General features: G+C 42.6%; 20 protein-coding genes, 1 tRNA gene, 1 other RNA gene and 2 pseudogenes. 8 read left to right on the plus strand and 16 right to left on the minus strand.

The features are described from left to right. Nucleotides 1-96: 96 nt before the first annotated feature. Nucleotides 97-1005 (plus strand): annotated as a pseudogene (locus JOC31_RS08520) (M42 family metallopeptidase); the annotation flags it as partial. A gap of 23 nt (nt 1006-1028) precedes the next feature. Here JOC31_RS08520 and JOC31_RS08525 read toward each other — a convergent pair. From JOC31_RS08525 to JOC31_RS08595, 15 genes are all read right to left on the minus strand, one after another. After that, nucleotides 1029-1982 (minus strand): sensor histidine kinase, encoded by a 954-nt coding sequence (locus JOC31_RS08525; RefSeq protein ID WP_205017738.1) that lies wholly within the window; start codon nt 1980-1982, stop codon nt 1029-1031. Then, nucleotides 1979-2641 carry a response regulator transcription factor gene (locus tag JOC31_RS08530; RefSeq protein ID WP_205017739.1) on the minus strand — a complete coding sequence of 221 codons (663 nt, stop codon included), beginning with the start codon at nt 2639-2641 and terminating at the stop codon, nt 1979-1981. Before JOC31_RS08530 ends, JOC31_RS08525 begins: the two co-directional genes overlap by 4 nt. 56 nt (nt 2642-2697) lie before the next feature. After that, nucleotides 2698-4674 carry an FtsX-like permease family protein gene (locus JOC31_RS08535; RefSeq protein WP_205017740.1) on the minus strand — a complete coding sequence of 659 codons (1977 nt, stop codon included), beginning with the start codon at nt 4672-4674 and terminating at the stop codon, nt 2698-2700. Nucleotide 4675: 1 nt separating this feature from the next. Continuing rightward, a complete protein-coding gene (locus JOC31_RS08540) occupies nt 4676-5428 on the minus strand; it encodes an ABC transporter ATP-binding protein (protein ID WP_205017741.1) in 753 nt (250 codons plus the stop codon). Nucleotides 5429-5615: 187 nt separating this feature from the next. Further along, nucleotides 5616-6131 carry a GNAT family N-acetyltransferase gene (locus JOC31_RS08545; RefSeq protein WP_205017742.1) on the minus strand — a complete coding sequence of 172 codons (516 nt, stop codon included), beginning with the start codon at nt 6129-6131 and terminating at the stop codon, nt 5616-5618. A gap of 128 nt (nt 6132-6259) precedes the next feature. After that, complete coding sequence (locus JOC31_RS08550) at nt 6260-7072, minus strand: endonuclease/exonuclease/phosphatase family protein (protein ID WP_205017743.1); 813 nt, start codon at nt 7070-7072, stop codon at nt 6260-6262. A gap of 59 nt (nt 7073-7131) precedes the next feature. Then, on the minus strand, nt 7132-9321 hold the full coding sequence (locus JOC31_RS08555; RefSeq protein ID WP_205017744.1) for a PTS transporter subunit IIBC: 2190 nt from the start codon (nt 9319-9321) through the stop codon (nt 7132-7134). Between the two features lie 143 nt (nt 9322-9464). After that, entirely contained in the window at nt 9465-10475 is a 1011-nt protein-coding gene (locus JOC31_RS08560; RefSeq protein WP_205017745.1) for a LacI family DNA-binding transcriptional regulator, read from the minus strand. Between the two features lie 235 nt (nt 10476-10710). Beyond that, nucleotides 10711-11457, minus strand: coding sequence for a 16S rRNA (uracil(1498)-N(3))-methyltransferase (locus tag JOC31_RS08565; RefSeq protein ID WP_205017746.1), 747 nt, complete (start codon nt 11455-11457; stop codon nt 10711-10713). Beyond that, the gene (gene prmA, locus JOC31_RS08570; protein ID WP_205017747.1) at nt 11457-12410 is read right to left on the minus strand and encodes a 50S ribosomal protein L11 methyltransferase; all 954 of its coding nucleotides are present in this window, start codon (nt 12408-12410) and stop codon (nt 11457-11459) included. The genes JOC31_RS08565 and prmA overlap by 1 nt, the downstream gene beginning before the upstream one ends. After that, nucleotides 12407-12724, minus strand: a complete 318-nt coding sequence (locus JOC31_RS08575) for a hypothetical protein (RefSeq protein WP_205017748.1) — start codon at nt 12722-12724, stop codon at nt 12407-12409. Before JOC31_RS08575 ends, prmA begins: the two co-directional genes overlap by 4 nt. Before the next feature lie 242 nt (nt 12725-12966). After that, on the minus strand, nt 12967-13563 hold the full coding sequence (locus tag JOC31_RS08580; protein WP_205017749.1) for a hypothetical protein: 597 nt from the start codon (nt 13561-13563) through the stop codon (nt 12967-12969). Next, complete coding sequence (locus JOC31_RS08585) at nt 13556-13996, minus strand: NUDIX hydrolase (protein WP_205017750.1); 441 nt, start codon at nt 13994-13996, stop codon at nt 13556-13558. Before JOC31_RS08585 ends, JOC31_RS08580 begins: the two co-directional genes overlap by 8 nt. Beyond that, on the minus strand, nt 13971-14336 hold the full coding sequence (locus tag JOC31_RS08590) for an ASCH domain-containing protein (RefSeq protein WP_239551749.1): 366 nt from the start codon (nt 14334-14336) through the stop codon (nt 13971-13973). Before JOC31_RS08590 ends, JOC31_RS08585 begins: the two co-directional genes overlap by 26 nt. Before the next feature lies 1 nt (nt 14337). After that, nucleotides 14338-14808 carry a DUF3013 family protein gene (locus JOC31_RS08595; protein WP_205017751.1) on the minus strand — a complete coding sequence of 157 codons (471 nt, stop codon included), beginning with the start codon at nt 14806-14808 and terminating at the stop codon, nt 14338-14340. A gap of 101 nt (nt 14809-14909) precedes the next feature. Between JOC31_RS08595 and JOC31_RS08600 the strand changes: the two genes are divergently transcribed. The 4 genes from JOC31_RS08600 (at nt 14910) to JOC31_RS08615 (ending at nt 17014) form a co-directional block, all read left to right on the plus strand. Beyond that, entirely contained in the window at nt 14910-15401 is a 492-nt protein-coding gene (locus JOC31_RS08600; RefSeq protein WP_205017752.1) for a GNAT family N-acetyltransferase, read from the plus strand. Continuing rightward, complete coding sequence (locus JOC31_RS08605; protein WP_205017753.1) at nt 15394-16662, plus strand: replication-associated recombination protein A; 1269 nt, start codon at nt 15394-15396, stop codon at nt 16660-16662. Before JOC31_RS08600 ends, JOC31_RS08605 begins: the two co-directional genes overlap by 8 nt. 78 nt (nt 16663-16740) lie before the next feature. After that, a non-coding RNA gene (ssrS, locus tag JOC31_RS08610) (6S RNA) lies at nt 16741-16937 on the plus strand. Between the two features lie 4 nt (nt 16938-16941). Next, a tRNA-Lys gene (locus JOC31_RS08615) sits at nt 16942-17014 on the plus strand. Nucleotides 17015-17104: 90 nt separating this feature from the next. On the opposite strand, the gene JOC31_RS08620 is transcribed toward JOC31_RS08615, so the two are convergent. Continuing rightward, complete coding sequence (locus tag JOC31_RS08620; RefSeq protein ID WP_205017754.1) at nt 17105-17893, minus strand: MBL fold metallo-hydrolase; 789 nt, start codon at nt 17891-17893, stop codon at nt 17105-17107. A gap of 166 nt (nt 17894-18059) precedes the next feature. Between JOC31_RS08620 and JOC31_RS08625 the strand changes: the two genes are divergently transcribed. The 3 genes and pseudogenes from JOC31_RS08625 to JOC31_RS08630 form a co-directional block, all read left to right on the plus strand. Then, nucleotides 18060-18401 (plus strand): winged helix-turn-helix transcriptional regulator, encoded by a 342-nt coding sequence (locus JOC31_RS08625; RefSeq protein ID WP_205017755.1) that lies wholly within the window; start codon nt 18060-18062, stop codon nt 18399-18401. A 487-nt stretch (nt 18402-18888) separates the two neighbouring features. After that, a complete protein-coding gene (locus JOC31_RS10030) occupies nt 18889-19206 on the plus strand; it encodes a hypothetical protein (protein ID WP_338058842.1) in 318 nt (105 codons plus the stop codon). Between the two features lie 63 nt (nt 19207-19269). Next, nucleotides 19270-19464 (plus strand): annotated as a pseudogene (locus JOC31_RS08630) (ABC transporter permease); the annotation flags it as partial. Nucleotides 19465-19518 lie beyond the last annotated feature (54 nt).

Genomic DNA, 19518 nt, shown 5'->3' on the forward strand with positions numbered 1-19518 from the left:
AACAACGACCTCCACTACTATTATACCGGAGGTCGTTTATCTAGTTTATGAAATTAATTTCTGAAAACGATATTTTCTTCATGCGTTTGTCGTGACAAGGGCGGTCTCATGGTCTCTGTCAAAGGACTCGATGACAGCAAACACCGTATCGTAACAGCCCACTTGGACACACTCGGTGCCATGGTTCGTGCCATCAAGCCTGACGGTCGCCTCAAACTTGCCTTGGTTGGTGGCTTTGTTTACAATGCCATCGAAGGGGAAAACTGTACTGTCCATGTGGCTAAAAATGGCAGAGAGATTTCAGGAACCATTCTCATTCACCAAACGTCTGTCCATGTCTACCGTGATGCTGGGACAGCTGAGCGTACTCAGGACAATATGGAAATTCGCCTAGATGAAAAAGTAACCAATGCTGATGAAACGCGCGCACTCGGTATCGAAGTCGGAGATTTTATCTCCTTTGACCCTCGTGTGGTGGTAACAGAGTCTGGCTTTATCAAGTCTCGTCACCTCGATGACAAGGTCAGCGCAGCCATTCTCATCGAGCTTCTCAAAATCTACAAAGAAGAAAATGTTCAACTGCCACATACCACTCACTTCTACTTCTCAGCCTTTGAGGAAGTTGGTCACGGTGCTAACTCTAGCCTACCAAAAGAGGCTGTCGAATACTTGGCTGTTGACATGGGGGCTATGGGAGACGATCAAGCCACAGATGAGTACACTGTCTCTATCTGCGTCAAGGACGGTTCTGGTCCCTACCACTATGAGCTTCGTCAACACATGGTGGCTCTCTGCGAAACCAATAAGATCCCTTATAAACTAGACATCTACCCTTACTATGGTAGCGATGCCTCTGCTGCTATGCGTGCAGGTGCTGAGGTCAAGCACGCCCTACTTGGTGCTGGTATCGAGTCCAGTCACTCCTACGAACGCACACACACCGACTCTGTAGAGGCAACCGAACGCTTGGTTGATGCCTACCTCAAGAGCCCACTTATTGATTAAACGAAAAGAAGTTAGTTGCGAGACTAACTTCTTTTCTCTTTCTTACATAAGCGAACACTAGTCCCAACATCGATCTGACTATCAATGGTGATGGTTAGATTAAGGCTATCTAAGATTTGTTTGGTGATATAAAGCCCTAAACCTGTCGCCTTTTGGTGTTCATGGCCGTTGAAGCCTGTAAAGCCTTCTTCAAAAAGTCGCGGTAGATCCTCTTCTAAAATACCAATCCCATAATCTTGGATAAGGATTTCTTGCTCACTTATCCTAATCACAATTTGACCACCTTTTTGGGAGTACTTAATAGCATTGTCCAAGATTTGCCCCAAAGCAAAGCTCAGCCATTTTCTATCCGTCGTCAACTCCCAATCACCATCAAGAGTTACCGACAGTTCCTTTGCCATACAGGACACCGCATACTTCTTGACCAAGTCCAGGAGCAAACGACGGGCTGAAACCCGCTCAAAGCGAAAGTCATCCTTATTCTGCTGAAATTTTAGATAGGTCAAGAGGGTCTCCACATACTGTTGGAGGCTGAGTAGCTGCTGGTCAACAGCCGTCTTGTCCAAGCGATTGGTCTGACTCATCAAGGACAGGGCTGAAAGAGGTACTTTCATCTGATGCGACCAAAGTTTCACCATGGCTTGGCTCTGCTCCAACTGCGATTTAACCACTGCATAAGCTTGGTCATTAGCTCTTTTTTGCCGTTTCAGGAGCTGCTCATAGGCAAGGTCTGATGGTTTTTGGGAAAAATCAAGGCTGTCGCAGTCAATCGCCTGTCTAAGCGCCAGCATTTTTCGAGAAAAGAGGTAGTACTGGTAGGCACTAACGATGAGAAAGAGACTGGCATTAAAGAGCAAACTCATGCCAAAATAAGTCATTGGCAGTTGATAGAGGTAAAAGGTCAGGTAAAATAAGAACAGTAAAACCACGTAGGTCACGTACCAAAGGCGGTACTCCTTTAAAAAAGCAAGAATCATTTCAACAAATACCCCACGCCCCTCACGGTATGAATATGGTCAAAGCCGATAGACTGAACTTTTTTACGCAATCGCGTCATATTGACACTCAGCGTGTTTTGGTCGATAAAAGCCTCGTTCTCCCAGAGTTGCTTGAGCAGGTCACCTTTCGGAACAACTTGTCCTGTATTGGTAAAAAGTATGGCTAAGATTTTGGTTTCAGTAGGAGAAAGACTAACCTGCTGACTACCGTCTGACAGCACTCCATCATGGCTAAAGTGAAATTCTCCCAAATGATAACCATCCTGTGTAAACTGCTGCACGCGTCTCAAAAAGGCTGAAATCTTTGCCTCAAGAACTGTCAGCGAGAAGGGCTTGGCAATAAAATCATCACCACCCATATTGAGAGCCATGACCATATCCATCTCATCGTCACTAGAGGAAATGAAAATGATCGGCAACGTATGGTCTTTTCGAATTTCAGTCGTCCAATAAAAGCCATTAAAATAAGGCAAGGTAATGTCCATCAAAATCAGGTCTGGCTTGATGTCTGCTACCTCCTGCTTGATGGCACGAAAATTTTGAACACTATAGACCTCATAGGTCTGAGACAGATGCTCTTTTAAAGCTGTTACAATATTGGGATCATCTTCAACGATGAACAGTTTTCCTGCTTTCATAGTGCCTCCTTTTGTCTTTATTCTACCAAAAAAGTGGCGAAAAATCGCCACTGTTTCTATCTTTCGATGAGTTTGTAGTAGGTTCTGCTAGTGGTCTTGTAGATAACAAAGTAGAAAGCAACAATCGCTAACACTGTCATAGCGCTCACCAGGTAGACCATACGATTATCCATGACACCAAAGATGAGTAGCATTTGCTTGAGCATAGGCGTTGCCATCGCATAATCAAGACTTGCCAAGGCGAGTGGCATAAAGAAGAGCAATAGCATCTGAGAACTGATGGTCTTTTTCACTTGAGCCTTGTTCATGCCTACCTCTTGCAAGATGCGATAAGATTTTTGGTCTTCGTGACCTTCTGCGTACTGTTTGTAGTAGATGATGAGGGCTGCGCCAAGTAGGAAGCTAATGCCCAGTAAGACACCTGTGAAGAGAAAGCCACCATAGAAGGCATAGGCACTCTCCAAAAAATTGTCACTAGAGTCAACAGAAAAAAGCTTCTGACCATCCTGACCAGTAATTGTTCCTATCTCATCACCATTTGGCTGGCGAGTAGCAACTTTGGCAAGCTCTTTGTCCGTCAAATCAACTTGAATATTATAGATTGTTGAAAGACTAGTGACCTTAGTCATATAGCTTGCAAAATCTGTCTTAATCTGATTGGCAACTTGGTCATTAGCCACGACCAAAAGAGAGGCATTATAGGTTGTTTGTAATTCTGGTAAAATAGCATTTTTTAGATTTTTCACCTTAAAGTTTTGGTCAAACAGGTGCAACTGCTGCAACTGACTAGCTCCCTTGAAGCCATAGAAGGCAGCCTCGTCAGTGGATAGCTCTGCTATTTTATTGCCCAAATGACGAAAATCATCCTGAGTGATGACATAAGTAAAGGAAAGATTGCCATAATCGAGATTCTCAAAAACCTTAGCATTGACGGTCACTTCCTTACTATCCACCGTAACTGGTAATGTCGCCATGCTGGCTGTATAAGTGATAACATCCTTGTTGCCCACCTTATCGGTAATCAACTGTTTTACTATATCATCATGGTTGCCGTAAGCTGTCGTGTCCACAGCGATTGCCGTATTTTTGAGAAAGCGACTGTCCTTGAGTGACTGAGTGTTGGTGTAAAGGGCAACCGTGGTTCCGATAGTCACCAGAGACATGACCGCTAAAAGAGTGATGCTAGCAAGCCCAACAGCATTCTGTTTCATGCGAAAGAGCATCTGCGATGTCGGAATAAAATGTCTCGGATTGTAATAATAGGTTTTGTTGCGACGACGGCGTTTCAAATACCAAGCCATAAAGCTGATATAGAAAAGGTAGGTCCCTGCAATGACACAAAGAACAGCCACAAAAAAGCGCATGGTCACAATTATCCCACTGGCTTTAGCTGAGGTCAAAGAAATAGCGTAACCTCCTCCAAGACCAAGGACTCCAAGAAAAGCTAAAATAATATTGCCCTTAGGCTCACGCTCCCCTTCAGAACTCTTACGAAAAAGCTCTAAAGGACTCGTCTTAGCAATACGTCTCATCGCCACAAACTCTAAAATCAGAAAAATACCTGTAAAGATAAGGGCATTGAGGATAAATGGCAGAACTGAATAGCTCAGTATCAATTGATCATAGTGGATGAGATTGACAAAAATCAGATAGAGAAAATTAGCGAATATAGCGCTGAACAGACTCCCAAAAATAAGGAGAAAGAGATAGATAAGTCCTAGCTCCAGACTCGCTACCAGACCCACCTGACGCTTGTTCATGCCTAAAACATTATAGAGCCCAAATTCACGGCTACGCTGTTTCATGAGAATATTGTAGCTATAAACTTCCATAATCAAGGCGAAAATACTAAGAACAATCACACCCAGTGCCAAAATCATACCACCTGTACGCATGCCTTCGCCGATAGGACTGAGTAAAATCAGGAGCGTTGAGCAATTAACTGCAAACAAAATCAAGCTTGCCAACATAAAAGGCAGATAATGTTGAAGTGATTTTAAAACATTGGACTTGGCCAATTTGAGATAGAACATCCTAGTCACCTCCTAAAAGAGCTGTCATGGTCAAGGAAATATCCTTGCTAAATTCCTGATTGGTCTTGTTACCTCGATAGATTTGGTGGAAAATACGCCCATCTTTGATAAACAAGACACGCTTAGCATGACTGGCTGCATTTGCCGAATGCGTCACCATCAAAATGGTCTGACCATCATCATTGATGGTTTCAAACAGATTGAGCAAATCTTCAGAATTACGATAATCCAGCGCTGCTGTCGGTTCATCTGCCAAAAGCAACAAGGGATTACTCATCAGACTACGCGCAATAGCCACGCGCTGCTTTTGACCGCCAGACAACTCAAAGGGACGTTTTTCCAGTAAATCCTGAATCCGAAGCGTCGGTGCCAAGTCTTGTAAGCGACTTTCCATCTCCTGATAAGTCTTACGAGCCAAGACTAGAGGCAAAAAGATATTATCTCTAATGGAGAGCGTATCCAAAAGATTAAAATCTTGGAAAACAAAACCAAGGTTTCGCAGACGAAAATCTGCCAACTTACTCTCTTTGATACCAGTGATGTCCTGCCCCTTCAAAACAACCGACCCCTTGCTAGCCTTGTCTAAGGTCGCAATAATATTGAGTAGCGTCGTCTTACCAGAACCCGACTCACCCATGATGGCGATAAACTCCCCCTCTTGAACCTTGAAGTCCACATCTTGAAGAGCTCTAGTCTCTTCCTTCGAAAAGCGGGTACGATAAACTTTTTCCAAATGATTGATTTCTAATAACATAGCATTTCCCCTCATGTCATTTTCTATGCTCTTATTTTATCGCAAAATCGCAGAGCTAACCTTACAGGACGAACAGCTTGCCTTACAAATTTGTAAGAAAAGGGTCTAACTAAAGCATCAAAAAACAGAGCTCCATCCGATAAGGAGCTCTGTTTCATCTTTTTATCCTCCTAATAGTTAGATAAGCCTAGTCATCGATACCAAATTCTGAAGGATAACAAAGCTGTCCTTGGCATTCTGGTGCCTCCTCAGTCAATCTCAGCATCATAAAATACTCATCTGCTACCTTAAAGGGTGCGCTGATGCCGTATCTTGTAGCAGGAAGATAACCAAATCTAGGATAATAGGTATCACTTCCCAATACAGAAATATAGGCGTAACCCAAATCCTTAGCTATTTGATGCCCCGTCTCAATCAATGCGGTGCCCACACCTTTTCCTTGATAATCTGGCAAGACCGAAACTGGTGCTAAAACAAGGACTGGCTGACCAGCCACACTAGCTTTTGTAAACAGAATATGACCAATGAGCTTTCCATTTAGTTCTGCTACGAGTGATAATTCTGGTATAAAGGCTGAGCTATCGCATAAAGCAAGCACCAAATCGTGTTCGTTCCCATCAGAATGCTCTGCCGATTTGAATGCAGACGCAACAAGTTCTGCTATAATAGGTAATTCTTCTTTTTTTGCTCTTCTAATCAACATGAATTGACTTCCTCCATCCTGGTCATTATACCAAGATAAGAAAACTTTTACCACACGTCCCTAATCAAGCACACATCAACCGTTATGACAAAAAAGTAAAAAGGCAGGACTCTTGTCCCAACCTTTTCCTATAACTCAATAACAATTTCCAAGCCAAAATGATCACTAACCACAGGCGTCTCTTTCCCGTCAAAGATCACTTTAGAAGACTTGACACTCACCCCTTGACTCACAAAGGCATGGTCAACCTTGAGCTGATGGCTATTACCTTCCCAGCCGTCAATGTCTGCTGTAATAGTGAAGTCTCCTGAGACTTCTTTAGCAATCTTGTGACTATCTTTTAGGTTGAGTGGACTTGAAAGCACTGCTTGATAACCTTCTTGGTCAGTCGGGTTATTGAAGTCTCCCATCAAGACCAAAGGACAATCAACTGTCGATAGGGCTGTCTCAAGTTTTTGCCACTCGCCTTGGAAACCCTTGTCCCACCATGACAGGTGCAAACTAGTAAAACAAGCTCTGCTATTTCCCAAAACCGTCTCAACTGAAAGTAGACGACGGGTGTGATAATCTCTCTCATCATCAACATCTGAAACTAAGATATCTCGTGGCACGATTGGTGTCAAGCTTAGAAGGGCTACACCTTCATGATACTTGTCGTAGCCAATATGATTATAAGCCCACGACCAGTAATAATTAAGACCTGCTTCGGCCAAATCTTTCACTAATTTCAACGCAAAATTATCTTCATGAATCGCAGGGTTACAGGCAAGCGCTTGATAGTTAAGAGGATTAGAAACTTCTTGACTCGTCATTAGCTGGTTAATCTCTTGGAGACAGATAAGGTCATAGGTCCCCTCTAGTAACTGTCTCAATAAGGCATCATACTTTTCTTGAAAATGGTCTTCCATCCAACTATGAGTATTTAACGTAAGGCATTTCATGTCTATCTCTTCCTTTCATAAAAGGAATCGTCTGGCTCAAACCAAACGATTCTTTTCTATTAGATGTCAACTCTAGCGACAACAGTTTTAGCTGCAACACGACCAACTTGTTCGAGACGAACTTCTTTGACTTCAGCAGTATTTGTAAAGGCAACGATAATAGTTGTTTCACGATCTGCTGACTTGATGGCTTCAAGATCTGCTACCAAGAGAAGATCCCCTGCTGCAACGCGGTCACCTTCTGCAACCTTAGCTGAGAATGGTGCACCATTTAGAGCTACTGTATCGATACCAACATGGACAAGCACTTCAAGACCATTGTCAGTTAAGATACCAAGAGCATGTTTTGTTGGGAAGACGCTTGTCACCACACCAGCGACTGGAGCATATACACTACCATTTTCTGGTTCTACAGCGTAACCGTCACCCATCATTTTTTGTGAGAAGACTGGATCATGAACTTCAGTGATAGGAAGAACAACACCATCTGCAACAGCAACAGCTTCTTCCGTCAAGCCCTGGAAGTTCTTAGCAGCTGCCTCTTCCTCAGTTTGTTCAGTGAGTTTAACAGTTGGAATAGCGATTCCTGAATCAAGCAAATCTTGAATATCTGATTTCAAGACATCTGCTTTTGGTCCATAGATAGCTTGAACCCCATTGCCTTTGAGCACGAGACCCATAGCACCAATTTTCTTCCAAGCATCTTCTGAAGCTACTTTTTCGACATCTCTAACAGTTACACGAAGACGTGTCATACAAGCGTCAACATCTTCAATGTTAGATTTACCACCAAGTGCATTAATAACTTTTACAATTTGTGAATTGGCATCAGCTGTCTCTGGGTTAGCATCAAAAGCATCAGCATTTTCATCTGCAGTCAAGTCGTCGTAGTTACCGTTACGACCTGGAGTTGCGTAGTCAAATTTCTTAATCATGAAGTTTGCGATGAAGTACATGACAACACCTGAGATGACACATGCAATCACAAAGTTCACAAGGTCCATGAAGATGCCACCTTGAATAATCATAGGTGTACGTGTAAGCAATTCGATATTACCAAATGAGTGAACGCGGAGGTGAATCACATCTGCCAAACCAAATGTAATCCCTTGAACAATAGCGTAAACAACATAGAGTGGCATTGCAACGAACATGAACATGTATTCGATTGGTTCAGTAACACCAGTCAAGAATGTAGCTGCTACTGTTGAAACGAACATTGCAGTGTATTTTTTCTTCTTGTCTGCATCTACGTTTTTGTACATAGCGTAGGCAAGACCCATAAGAGTACCAGATGAACCAATCATTTGACCAACTTTGAAACGAGCTGGTGTAACCGTATCAATCAAGTGTTTATAAGCGGCTGTATCACCACTTTGTTTGAAGTGAATCAAGTCTTGAATCCATGCCAACCAGAGTGGGTCTTGACCAAGAACTGTTTTACCAGCTTGAGCACCAGTCAAGATTTCATAAGTACCACCCAATTGAGTATAGTTCATTGGGACAGTCAACATATGGTGAAGACCAAACGGAAGAAGCAAACGTTCAAGTGTTCCGTAAAGGAATGGTGCGATAAATGGTGCAGTATCTTGAGAAGTTGCAATCCACATACCGAATCCGTTGATAGCTGATTGAATAACTGGCCAGATAAGTGCCATCAACAAACCAACGATTGTTGAACGGTAGATAACAACAAACGGTACGAAACGTTTCCCGTTGAAGAATGAAAGCACATCAGGAAGTTTACGGTAGTTGTAATATTTGTTGAAAGCTGTAGCCCCTACAAATCCAGAGATGATACCGACAAACACACCCATGTTGAGAGCTGGTTGACCAAGAACATTGATGAAGTAGTCTGCAACACGCATGCTGCCACCAAAGATATTGTGGACAACAGCCTTGTCGCTAGCAATCATATCAAGTGTGACATTGTAAACGTGACCTGTGATCAAGTTAATCAAGATAAAGGCAATACCAGCAGCGAACGCTCCGCCAGCACGCTCTTTAGCCCAGCTACCACCGATAGCCAATGCAAACAAGAGATGAAGATTATTGATAATCCCCCAACCGATTTGTGCAATAACATTGGCAACTGTGCTGAGTAATGTGTTAGTTGGATCAATCAAGGTAAGTGAGTTCCCGATACTTACCATCAACCCTGCTGCAGGCATAACAGCAATAACAACCATCAAGCATTTACCAAATTTTTGCCAAAATTCGAAACCGAACTTTTCTTTCAATTTAGTCATGTTTCCCTCCTTCACAAACGTAATGCAAACGTTTGCGTGATTTGATAGTTTTATTATAACATGTTTTCCCGTTTTGTAAAGCGTTTTCTGAAGAAAAACTTAAAAAGTTTGAGTAATCACGCAAATGACTCAAACTCATTTTTTTATAATCCTGGAGTCGATCCTCGCTCCATAATCTGGTGCGGTAAAAGATAGAGGTTTTGAGATGACTCAGCCCTCTCATCCAGCAAAAGCCCTGCTGCCTTTTCCCCTAAAAGATAAGGAAAAATTTCAACAGATGTCAAAGATGGCTTGGCCAATTCAGTTACCATCGTGTTATTGAAACTAATCATCGCAAAGCGATCAGCCTCATAGCCCATCCACTCTAAAAGGCGTTGCACTCTCACTGCAATCATATCATCGCAACTAATCATAGCCTCTATGAAAGCGTTAGCCTCTAAAAAAGCCTGAAGCTTAGCCTTTGTCTCCGCCTCATCGATACGAGATAGTTGAAAACTAAGTGGCTCAAGCCCTTGATCCTGCATGAAAGCCAAATAACCCTTATAACGCTCCATCTGAACCATCTCATCCAAATCAGTGTATAAAAAAAGTTGATGACGGTAGCCACGCTCCAAGAGAAACTGAGTAACATCCTGTCCAGCCTGAAAATTATCATTATCTACAAACATGGTCTCTGCATTAGCAACCCCATAAGCCTGACCAACCACCACACAAGGAATGCCCTCTTTCTGGATAACATCAAAAGCCGGATCATCCTTCTTAGAATAAAGAAAGATGAATTTTCTGATATTCCCGCTTTTAATCAGGGTTTGAATCGTCTTAATCAATTCTTGATCACTACGCCCGCTCGCCAGACTAACCATATAGTCTTGCTCTGTGCAAATGCTGGTAATCCCTTGAATAATTTGCATGAAAAAAGGATTATTTCCAAGCGACTCTTGATTTTCACGAACTGGCAGCACAATGCCGATTGTATTTGACTCTCTCTTCACCAAATTCTGAGCAGAATAATTAGGAGAATAGTCCAGTTCTTTCATGGCTTTTCGCACGCGCTCCTTGGTCGCCTCACTAATCATACTGTTGTTATGCAGTGCTCTCGAAGCTGTTGACGCAGAGACACCAGCTAACTTAGCAACATCTTTAATCGTTGGCATAAAACTCCTTTCTTACTTTGGGATACTCCTAGCATATCACTTTTATAAGGTTAATTCAAACGCTTTCATGAAAACGCCACACTTCTTTCAAGAGCATACAAAAAGCCAAAGCAGATGTTATCAAGCATTTTCACACACTTTCTCTCTGCTCTAGCTTCAAAAAATAAATTCTCTTTTGCTTTTCAATACCAATCAACTATCAAAGGACTTCATGGCTAACACAGTCACTTATCCCTTACTTACCCATCATCTCCGTCGCAAAGCTAACGGCACTAAGGGCATAGAAAGGAGCTGTCTCCGTTCGCATGATACGAGGCCCCAAGCCCACCTTGATCGCACCAGCTTTTTCAAAGGTTTCGATTTCTTTTGGTGAAATGCCTCCCTCTGGTCCGAAGATGAAGAGGAGTTTTTGCCCTGCCTGCACAGTCTGCAAGTGCTGAGCTAGCGCTGACAATTCACCTGCTTTGGCAGACTCTTCGTAGGCAATAAAAATCTTGTCAAAGTCAGATAAACTTACCACAAAACCAGCCTTTTTCTCAAACAGTCTGACCTCTGGGACACGGTTGCGTTTGCTCTGCTCTGCTGCTCCGAGGGCAATCTTTGCTAGCTTGTCTTCTTTCTTGGCCAACTTTTTACCGTCCCATTTGACCACTGACCAGTCTGCTGGAAAGGCCCAAATAGCTGCAGCACCTAGCTCCGTCGCTTTCTGTGTCACCAAGTCCAGCTTGTCACCCTTTGGAAAACCTGATGCGATGGTCACTTGGACTGGCATTTCAACATTGCTATCTAGCTCTTTGAGGACTTCAAACTGATGAGCAGAGCTGTCAGCAACCTTTGCCAGACGCTTGATGGCATCATCAAAGACCAAAACCACCTCGTCACCTTCTGTTAATCTCATGACGTTAAACATGTGCTTGATGGTATCCTTGTCCTCAATGGTCACCAACTGCTCTGCATTGCCATTTACAAAATACTGTTGCATTAGCCGCCAATCACTCCTGAAATATCATCTGTCTTTTTGAAAACGCAGGCATTCCACTCACCTTGAACCATGTGCGTTTCAAGGAAGAAACCAGCCTTTTCAGCACTCTCACGCACCATGTCCCATTTCTCCGAAATGATACCAGACATAATGAGATAGCCCTCGTCCTTAACCAGACGATAAGCATCCTCGGTCAAGTGGATGAGAATATCAGCTAAGATATTGGCAACGATGACATCCGCCTCTTGCTCGACACCCTTGAGCAGGTCACCTGCTGCCACATGGATATTCTCCGTACCTGGGTTCATGTCGATATTTTCCTGAGCCACGCGCACCGCCACATCGTCCAAATCATAGGCATAGATGTCCTTGGCACCCAAGAGCGAGCTAGCGATAGAGAGAACGCCAGAGCCAGTCCCCACGTCAATCACCGTCTCGCCACCACGAAGCACCTGCTCCAAGGCAAAAAGGCTCATCTTCGTCGTTGGGTGTGTTCCCGTCCCAAATGCCATACCAGGATCTAGCTTGATGATCTTCTCGCCAGCCTTTGGCTCATAGTCCGTCCATGACGGCACAATGGTCAAATCATGGGTAATGCGAGCTGGCTCATAGTATTTCTTCCAGTTGTCAGCCCAGTCCTCTTCGACCAATTCCTGACTATCAAGACTGACGCTACCTGTCGCAAGCCCAAAGCCCTCAAAGTCAGCCAAACGCTCCTGCAAATCAGCCTTAACCGCCTCAATATCAAGCGTATCAGGGTAGTAAGCTGTAATGGCAATCATATCAGACTGCTCTACCTCAGGATAAAGCTCGCCAAAACGATCCTCCTGACCAATGTAGTCCGCCGAGTCGCTAATGGCAACCCCCTGACTGCCCGTTTCAATCAATAAATTCGAGACAGCTTCCTCTGCCTCACGATTCACATGAACCGTTAGTTCATTCCAAGTGTTCATTTGGGTTCCTTTCTATCTGGATCTTGCACCAAGTCATCTAGTATTTTCTGTAATTTATTTTCTTTACTTTTTTTACTTTCTCCTACCTGTTTATATAAGGTGTCAAGTTCTCCTTTTACACCATCTAGCTTCTCCTTTGTTAATCCTGCTAAATTATCTTTCAAGAATATTTCAATTTCATTCAGTAGCTTTTTACATTTCTTATTTTGTGTACTTTTTATATTTTTAATGTCACTTATTATTTCATCAAATACTTTTTTCTTGTTCGGCTCATAAATCTCCTGCCACTTCATTTCTATTTCTCTAATCAACATGTTCTTTTTATTACTAGGACTCGTTTCTTTTAGCCATTGGTTGACAACTTTTCCAGATAAACATGCTATTACAAAAGAAAGTACAAATAGTACTACGCTTGTCAAAGATAGCGTCGGCCTATTTACCCAAAAGATACTTATAGGAGAGATTATAGTGAAACCAGAAAATTTGTTCGCAAGTAAGGATATCACTATGATTAAGATGAATTGTACTGTTAGACCAACTAACACTCCTTTTATTTTCATTTTATCTTTCTCTCTTTCACTTTATTCTGTATCAATGTCGTATACTCTAAAAATGCTTCTGCTACGATAGGATCATACTTTTTATGTTTATTTTTATTAGCTACAAAGAGATACTCCTTTGGTCCCATAGCACTTCTATGTTCAAAATGATACTTCAGTAGGAACATCGCAAACAAACGAACAACTTGTTTATTAAATTCTGTTAATGTGTCTGTATTTTCTTGATTCAATACCTTCATGTTTAGCATTGTAATATCAGGAATATCTATCTCTATACTCTGTTCCTGAGACTCACTATTTTGAAACTTACTATTCAAAATATACTTATCCAAATGCTCAATCATAATATCACTAAACCAAGTGAATGAATATTCTTCAGCTTTTTCATCGTTCTTAGGTAAAAATCGTAAGGCAGCTCTCACCGTCTGGGCATGATCTAACGTTAATTCATACGTTGAAGCAACCCTAAACAACTCCTTACGCCAATCGGACTTAGAATCCAAAGAATCACTCAAATCACGATTAGAGACAAAGTAAGCGACTCCTCCAGCAATGATTGCTCCTATTAGAGCAGCTATCGTTTCACTACTCATAAACCCTCTCCTCCAAATAATCTTTCAACCTATCCTGCAACTGTGGGATAACTTTTTCATGAATTAAAAACTCATCAACTGACATGAGTTTGTAGTCTTGTCCTTCATCACCCAGAATAATACTGTCGTATTCTTTTCGACTGATGTGACCAACCATGAAAACGGAGAGTTTCTCGGGATCGAGCATACCTTGATAGGTCTTTACCCAGTCAACATGATCTTTGGTCAGCGTTAAACTCAGCTCTTCCTCAACTTCTCGCTGCAAGCATTCAAAAGGCGTTTCGTTGTCCTCGCGACCGCCTCCCGGTAAATCCCAGTAACCAGCATAAGGTAGGTTCGGAAAATCGTCACGCAGACTGCTTAAAACCTTGCCCTCACAAAAGAGGGCAATCTTGGCGCCAGAGAAGTCAAATCGCTGATCTAGTAAGCTCATCTAAAACCTTCAATTCTATACCAACTACTTTGTATTTTTTGATTTGCTCAAGAGCATAATAGGCTTCCATATCTTCAGGCTTTGCTAACTCAATATCGCTCTTTGTATAGCCACATTTAAGCAAGTTCAATTTTTCATACAATTGAGTAAAATCATCAAAAATGTGTAATGCAACAACTTCTGTATTCAACTGCACCTCATCACCTAATCTATAAAAGCAAATCTGATCACCAATTGTAATGGCCTGTCTTCGATCATCATATAATCTGAGTTCAATCGTTTTCTGACCGGATTTAATTTTCTCAAATGGTTCTGGTGCCAGCAACATTTCATGAATCATTTTAATACCTCGGATAAGGGTAAAAGTCTGTCTCTTCAAGTGCTACTCTGCCATTGTCAAAAGCCTCAGTATCCCAAGTCAAGCCGAACTCTTCGATACTGTCGTCTGAGAGGAAGTCCATGAGGTCGTTCAGCCCTTCGGTCGCAACGTCGTTAAGGGTCTGGGCAAAGTAAGCCAGAAACTCACGCGACAAGCCCTTCTTAGGCTCATATGGGATAGTCACTAGATAGTCTTCAGCATCAAAGCGAGACTTGGCAGGGTTGTAAAAGAGCACATAATCCTCAAAAACGATGTCCTCGCTACTCGTCTCCCCTTGGTCGTCCACGGTTTCAATTGCAGAGCTGTTTTGCGCTTCTAGGACAACCGTCACCTCGAGAGCGTGATTTTTCTTATCCCAATCCATGGCAAAGTCGTAGTTTAAGTGCTTGTCCAATTCTTCTTCCAGAACAGACAAAAATCCAAATTTAGCCATAATGTTTCCTTTACATATTTACTTTCTCTTCATTATAACAAAAAAGAACCCGTTTTATGTTACAATGGTGTCAAGTATTTCACGAAAAAAGAGGATAAAACATGATTATCAGACCAATGACAGACCATGACCGAAAAGCCGTCCTGCACTTACAAAACACAGGTTGGAGCAAGGAAACATCACCTGTCTATGATCGCCAGTGGACAGACAGTGACCTAGAACGCAATCTCAAAGGAGGCATGACCTTCTTTGTTGCCGAGGTTGATGGAGAAATAGCAGGGGTCTTGGATTTTGGTCCCTACTATCCTTTCTCCGCTGGCAAACACGTGGCGACTTTTGGGATACTCATTGATGAGCGCTACCAAGGGCAGGGACTTGGCAAAGCTCTCTTAGCAGCGCTGCTGACTGAGGCTAAGGCTCAGGGGTACACCAAAATTGCCATGCACGTCATGGGTAGTAACCGCACAGCTATTTCCCTCTATCAAAAATACGGCTTCAAAGAGGAGGCTAGACTGACCAAGGCTTTCCTGATTGATGGCAACTACGTTGACGGACTGATTTTTGCCAAGGACTTGGAGGAAGACCATGCCTGATAATCTTGCTCTTCGTATGCGTCCTCGTGATATTTCCGAGATTATCGGTCAGGAGCATCTGGTCGGTGAGGGGAAAATCATTCGCCGCATGGTGGAGGCTAACATGCTCTCGTCCATGATCCTCTACGGTCCTCCCGGCATCGGGAAGACCTCAATTGCTAGCGCTATCGCAGGGACGACCAAATTCGCTTTTCGAACCTTCAACGCCACCGTTGATAGTAAAAAGCGGCTGCAGGAAATCGCCGAGGAAGCTAAGTTTTCTGGCGGTCTGGTTCTTCTTTTAGACGAAATCCACCGTCTAGACAAGACCAAGCAAGATTTTCTCCTTCCCCTTCTTGAAAATGGCAATATTATCATGATTGGGGCAACCACAGAAAATCCCTTCTTCTCTGTCACACCTGCCATTCGCTCTCGAGTGCAGATTTTTGAGCTAGAGCCCTTATCCAACGACGACATCAAAAAAGCCATCAACAGAGCTATCAGCGACAAGGAGAGAGGCTTTTCCTTTGAGGTCAAGCTTGATGCTGACGCTCGTGACTTTATCGCCACAGCCACTAATGGCGACCTGCGCTCCGCCTACAATTCCCTAGACCTAGCCGTCATGTCCACCCCTGAAAATGACGACGGCCTTCGCCACATCACCCTTGACACGGTGGAAAATAGCTTGCAGCGCAGCTATATTACCATGGATAAGGACGGAGACGGGCACTACGATGTCCTGTCGGCGCTACAAAAGTCTATCCGAGGCTCTGATGTCAACGCCAGTCTCCACTACGCCGCTCGTCTGGTCGAGGCTGGCGACCTACCTAGTCTGGCGAGACGCTTGACTGTCATCGCTTACGAGGATATCGGACTTGCCAATCCAGATGCCCAGACCCACACCGTGACCGCACTTGAAGCCGCCCAAAAAATCGGCTTTCCTGAAGCTCGTATCCTCATTGCCAACGTGGTCATTGATCTAGCCCTGTCTCCCAAGTCAAACTCAGCCTATCTGGCTATGGATGCAGCCTTGGCAGACCTGAGAAAGTCAGGCAACCTTCCTATTCCACGCCACCTACGAGACGGGCACTACTCAGGCAGTAAAGAGCTAGGCAATGCTAAGAACTACCTCTACCCACACGATTTCCCTGAAAAATGGGTCAAACAACAGTACCTTCCTGATCAATTACTAGACAAAAATTACTTTGACCCCAACCAAACAGGCAAATACGAGCGTGCCCTCGGAGCCAACAAAGAGCGCATTGACAAGCTCTCGCGTTAACATTTTTCGGAAACGTTTGCATTTTTTGCGATTTTCTCTTGAAATTTCAAAAAAAAGTGGTATCATAAAAACATAGAAATCTTGCTGTGGTATACGAATTCACATCTAAGTGTTGACCGACTAATTTTTGTATTTTTCGGGAGACAAGGGTTCTCTAACAGTGTGCAAGCTGGCTCACCCAGAAGCAACTGAAGTTAGAGACGCGTCGCCCACCTGCTTTATACGTCGCGGGTTCAATACAAAACGTGAATTATCGGTACCAATACAGCTTTTTCTCAAGCCTCCTTAGCTCAGTTGGTAGAGCAGTGGACTCTTAATCCATGGGTCACAGGTTCGAGCCCTGTAGGGGGCATGATAAGACAAGAAAAGCCCTTTGTATAGGGCTTTTTTATCTTCTTTGATATAACAAAGGCTCAGAACTTCACGTTCTAGCCTTTGTTCTTTATTTCAATCCTAAAAATGGTTCATTCAAGTCAATTAAGACTTCCCCTTTATGCTCTGGGAAATGTGTCATGACTGTTTCCTTGTATTCACGGAAGGTCTCGACCTCAGCTAAGGTTTTTTCAGCAAGGGTCAAATAGTCCGTCATGTCTTTAAAGACAGCCTGTGTCGCTGGCAAACCATGACCTGGTAAGACAAGCTTCCAGTCACGATTGTTCAAGTCTGCCAAAACAGCTTTCCAATTTTCCAGCTGTTGTTGGGCAACAAAGAGGTGAACCCCGTTATAGACAATATCCTGTGTAATGATAACACCCTCTTCCACCAATTCAAGCGTCGTGATGAAGCCACTTTCGGTATCCGCTACTTTTGTCACACGGATAGTCACACCATCGATAGAAAAGTCTCCCTCTTCCAAAACCAAGGTTGGTACGAGAGCTTTATCTGGAATTAAGTCTCCCAAAACGGGTTTATTACGCTCGATAGCCGCCTGTCCAGTCTCTTGAATCTCATCCAAGACTTCTTGAATAGCATAGACACTCTCACCTTCAAAGACAGCTGTTCCAAACCAGTGATCTGGATGACCGTGAGAAATGATGATTTTGTCGATTGGTTTATTCAATCCCTCAACAAAAGCTTTCACTTCCTGAGCATAAGGCAAAATGAATTGTGTGTCCACCACAATCACATGAGCTTCAGTCTCGATGATGTGTGTATTAACTAAGGCTCCGTTTTCTGGAGCAGTATAGGTGTGAATCGTAACGTTATTAAATGTATTGCTTGTCATTGTCATATCAATGACCTCCTTCAAATTTTTCTTGCTTTTTTCAAGCTATGGTTATATACTAGCATCAATAGTTTCTTTTTGTAAGTATGCACCTTAATGTACTCTAGTTACTTAAAAGTGACTAATGTGTCATTTCAAAGAAAAACCATCAAAAATTATTTTGGAGAATATCATGACCAGTAAAAAACTACCCCAAGACTTACCAGCCTGCCCTGTTGAAACCACCTTACTCTTGATTGGCAGCAAGTGGAATATTTTGATTTTGCGTGATTTGATGGATGGCACCAAGCGTTTTGGCGAATTGCAGCGCGCCATCGGCACCATTAGCCAAAAGGTACTAACCAGCAATCTACGTGACTTGGAAGCCAAAGGTATCGTCAATCGCAAGGTCTATCCTGAGGTACCGCCTCGTGTGGAGTATTCCTTGACAGAGTTAGGACTCTCACTAAAGCCTATCCTCGATTCCATGTGGGATTGGGGAATAGATTACAAAAAAATGAGAGCAAACAACTAATAACCTTACCCAGATCAACAACATCTTTTTCAAAATTTTTTTGAAAAAATAATATCTGGTTTAAAGGAACTTTAAGCTTTGATCTATATACTATAACCATCCTAAAACTTTCACCGAACAAGTTCGGTATCCACCACTGTAAATGGGCTAAAGCCCAAACAGTGGACGTATCTTTTTCATAAATCTCCTGAAACCACTGACCTCGGTCGGTGGTTTCATTTTATTTTGAAAAAGGGTGACTTTTTTATTTCTAGGTCACCCCTTCAAAACTCCACTGGACTTTTGAACTACCTAAAGGTATCCGTAACCCCTCCTGAAATAGCTGACTTTGGTTAATATTTCTGTTTTGTCAAAAAATTTTTTAATAAAATATTTCAATCCAAGAAGAAAGCGCTTGCAATTCAATGGGGATTATTATATTATACTAATGAAGAACAAAGTATTCTTCAAATAACTCAATCCACGGAGGACGAATAGGAAAAAGAAAATTGGTCGCAAATTTTTTGCTATAGCAGTCGTAGGCGCTTTAGGTTTTGGATTTTCTAGTACAGCTAGTGCAACAACTGCAAATCCAGCTCCATATCCTATCATCGATGAATGGAATTATGGAGTTGATGCAAACTATGGTTATTCTAATTACTTTGTTAAATCTCCGAACAATATTGGTTCAAAATCTTCGGTAACTAATTATTGGGGAACAGTTAAATCATCTAGTTCTCAAAAATATGGATGGGCAATGTCAGGTTCTCAAAAAAGCTGGAATGATGTTCGCTTAAACGCACATTGGAATTACTTCTATTTTTAAAAAATGAATTATGAATAAAAGACCCATAATATACAGGGTCTTTTATAATATAGGTAGGTGCTTATGAAATTAAAACTATGTATCATTGGATTCTTCTTTTGCTTGATTGCTACAATTGGTATTATCAATATTAGCGATACTCAAAAGCCAGTACCTTTACCGATTGATGGAGCCTTTTCAATTCAGGGAAAAAGTAATCTTTCTAGTGAAGAAATATACAAAAACATACTAAGATTAGTAGTGAGGAAATCTCTGACGGGAGAGAGTACTCACTACTTTTTCTTTGTGTTAAAGTAGAGGTGTCCTGTTAAG

This window comes from Streptococcus saliviloxodontae, from assembly GCF_016908655.1.
Lineage (GTDB): Bacteria > Bacillota > Bacilli > Lactobacillales > Streptococcaceae > Streptococcus > Streptococcus saliviloxodontae.

What these genes read in the sequence shown, in the direction of transcription:
- JOC31_RS08555 (WP_205017744.1), bottom strand. Translation starts at nt 9,321, where the DNA reads ATGACTAAATTGAAAGAAAAGTTCGGTTTCGAATTTTGGCAAAAATTT.
- JOC31_RS08525 (WP_205017738.1), bottom strand. Translation starts at nt 1,982, where the DNA reads ATGATTCTTGCTTTTTTAAAGGAGTACCGCCTTTGGTACGTGACCTAC.
- JOC31_RS08550 (WP_205017743.1), bottom strand. Translation starts at nt 7,072, where the DNA reads ATGAAATGCCTTACGTTAAATACTCATAGTTGGATGGAAGACCATTTT.
- JOC31_RS08540 (WP_205017741.1), bottom strand. Translation starts at nt 5,428, where the DNA reads ATGTTATTAGAAATCAATCATTTGGAAAAAGTTTATCGTACCCGCTTT.
- JOC31_RS08620 (WP_205017754.1), bottom strand. Translation starts at nt 17,893, where the DNA reads ATGACAATGACAAGCAATACATTTAATAACGTTACGATTCACACCTAT.
- JOC31_RS08565 (WP_205017746.1), bottom strand. Translation starts at nt 11,457, where the DNA reads ATGCAACAGTATTTTGTAAATGGCAATGCAGAGCAGTTGGTGACCATT.
- JOC31_RS08575 (WP_205017748.1), bottom strand. Translation starts at nt 12,724, where the DNA reads ATGTTGATTAGAGAAATAGAAATGAAGTGGCAGGAGATTTATGAGCCG.
- JOC31_RS08590 (WP_239551749.1), bottom strand. Translation starts at nt 14,336, where the DNA reads ATGATTCATGAAATGTTGCTGGCACCAGAACCATTTGAGAAAATTAAA.
- prmA (WP_205017747.1), bottom strand. Translation starts at nt 12,410, where the DNA reads ATGAACACTTGGAATGAACTAACGGTTCATGTGAATCGTGAGGCAGAG.
- JOC31_RS08530 (WP_205017739.1), bottom strand. Translation starts at nt 2,641, where the DNA reads ATGAAAGCAGGAAAACTGTTCATCGTTGAAGATGATCCCAATATTGTA.
- JOC31_RS08605 (WP_205017753.1), top strand. Translation starts at nt 15,394, where the DNA reads ATGCCTGATAATCTTGCTCTTCGTATGCGTCCTCGTGATATTTCCGAG.
- JOC31_RS08600 (WP_205017752.1), top strand. Translation starts at nt 14,910, where the DNA reads ATGATTATCAGACCAATGACAGACCATGACCGAAAAGCCGTCCTGCAC.
- JOC31_RS08580 (WP_205017749.1), bottom strand. Translation starts at nt 13,563, where the DNA reads ATGAGTAGTGAAACGATAGCTGCTCTAATAGGAGCAATCATTGCTGGA.
- JOC31_RS08585 (WP_205017750.1), bottom strand. Translation starts at nt 13,996, where the DNA reads ATGAGCTTACTAGATCAGCGATTTGACTTCTCTGGCGCCAAGATTGCC.
- JOC31_RS08545 (WP_205017742.1), bottom strand. Translation starts at nt 6,131, where the DNA reads ATGTTGATTAGAAGAGCAAAAAAAGAAGAATTACCTATTATAGCAGAA.
- JOC31_RS08595 (WP_205017751.1), bottom strand. Translation starts at nt 14,808, where the DNA reads ATGGCTAAATTTGGATTTTTGTCTGTTCTGGAAGAAGAATTGGACAAG.
- JOC31_RS08535 (WP_205017740.1), bottom strand. Translation starts at nt 4,674, where the DNA reads ATGTTCTATCTCAAATTGGCCAAGTCCAATGTTTTAAAATCACTTCAA.
- JOC31_RS08560 (WP_205017745.1), bottom strand. Translation starts at nt 10,475, where the DNA reads ATGCCAACGATTAAAGATGTTGCTAAGTTAGCTGGTGTCTCTGCGTCA.
- JOC31_RS08625 (WP_205017755.1), top strand. Translation starts at nt 18,060, where the DNA reads ATGACCAGTAAAAAACTACCCCAAGACTTACCAGCCTGCCCTGTTGAA.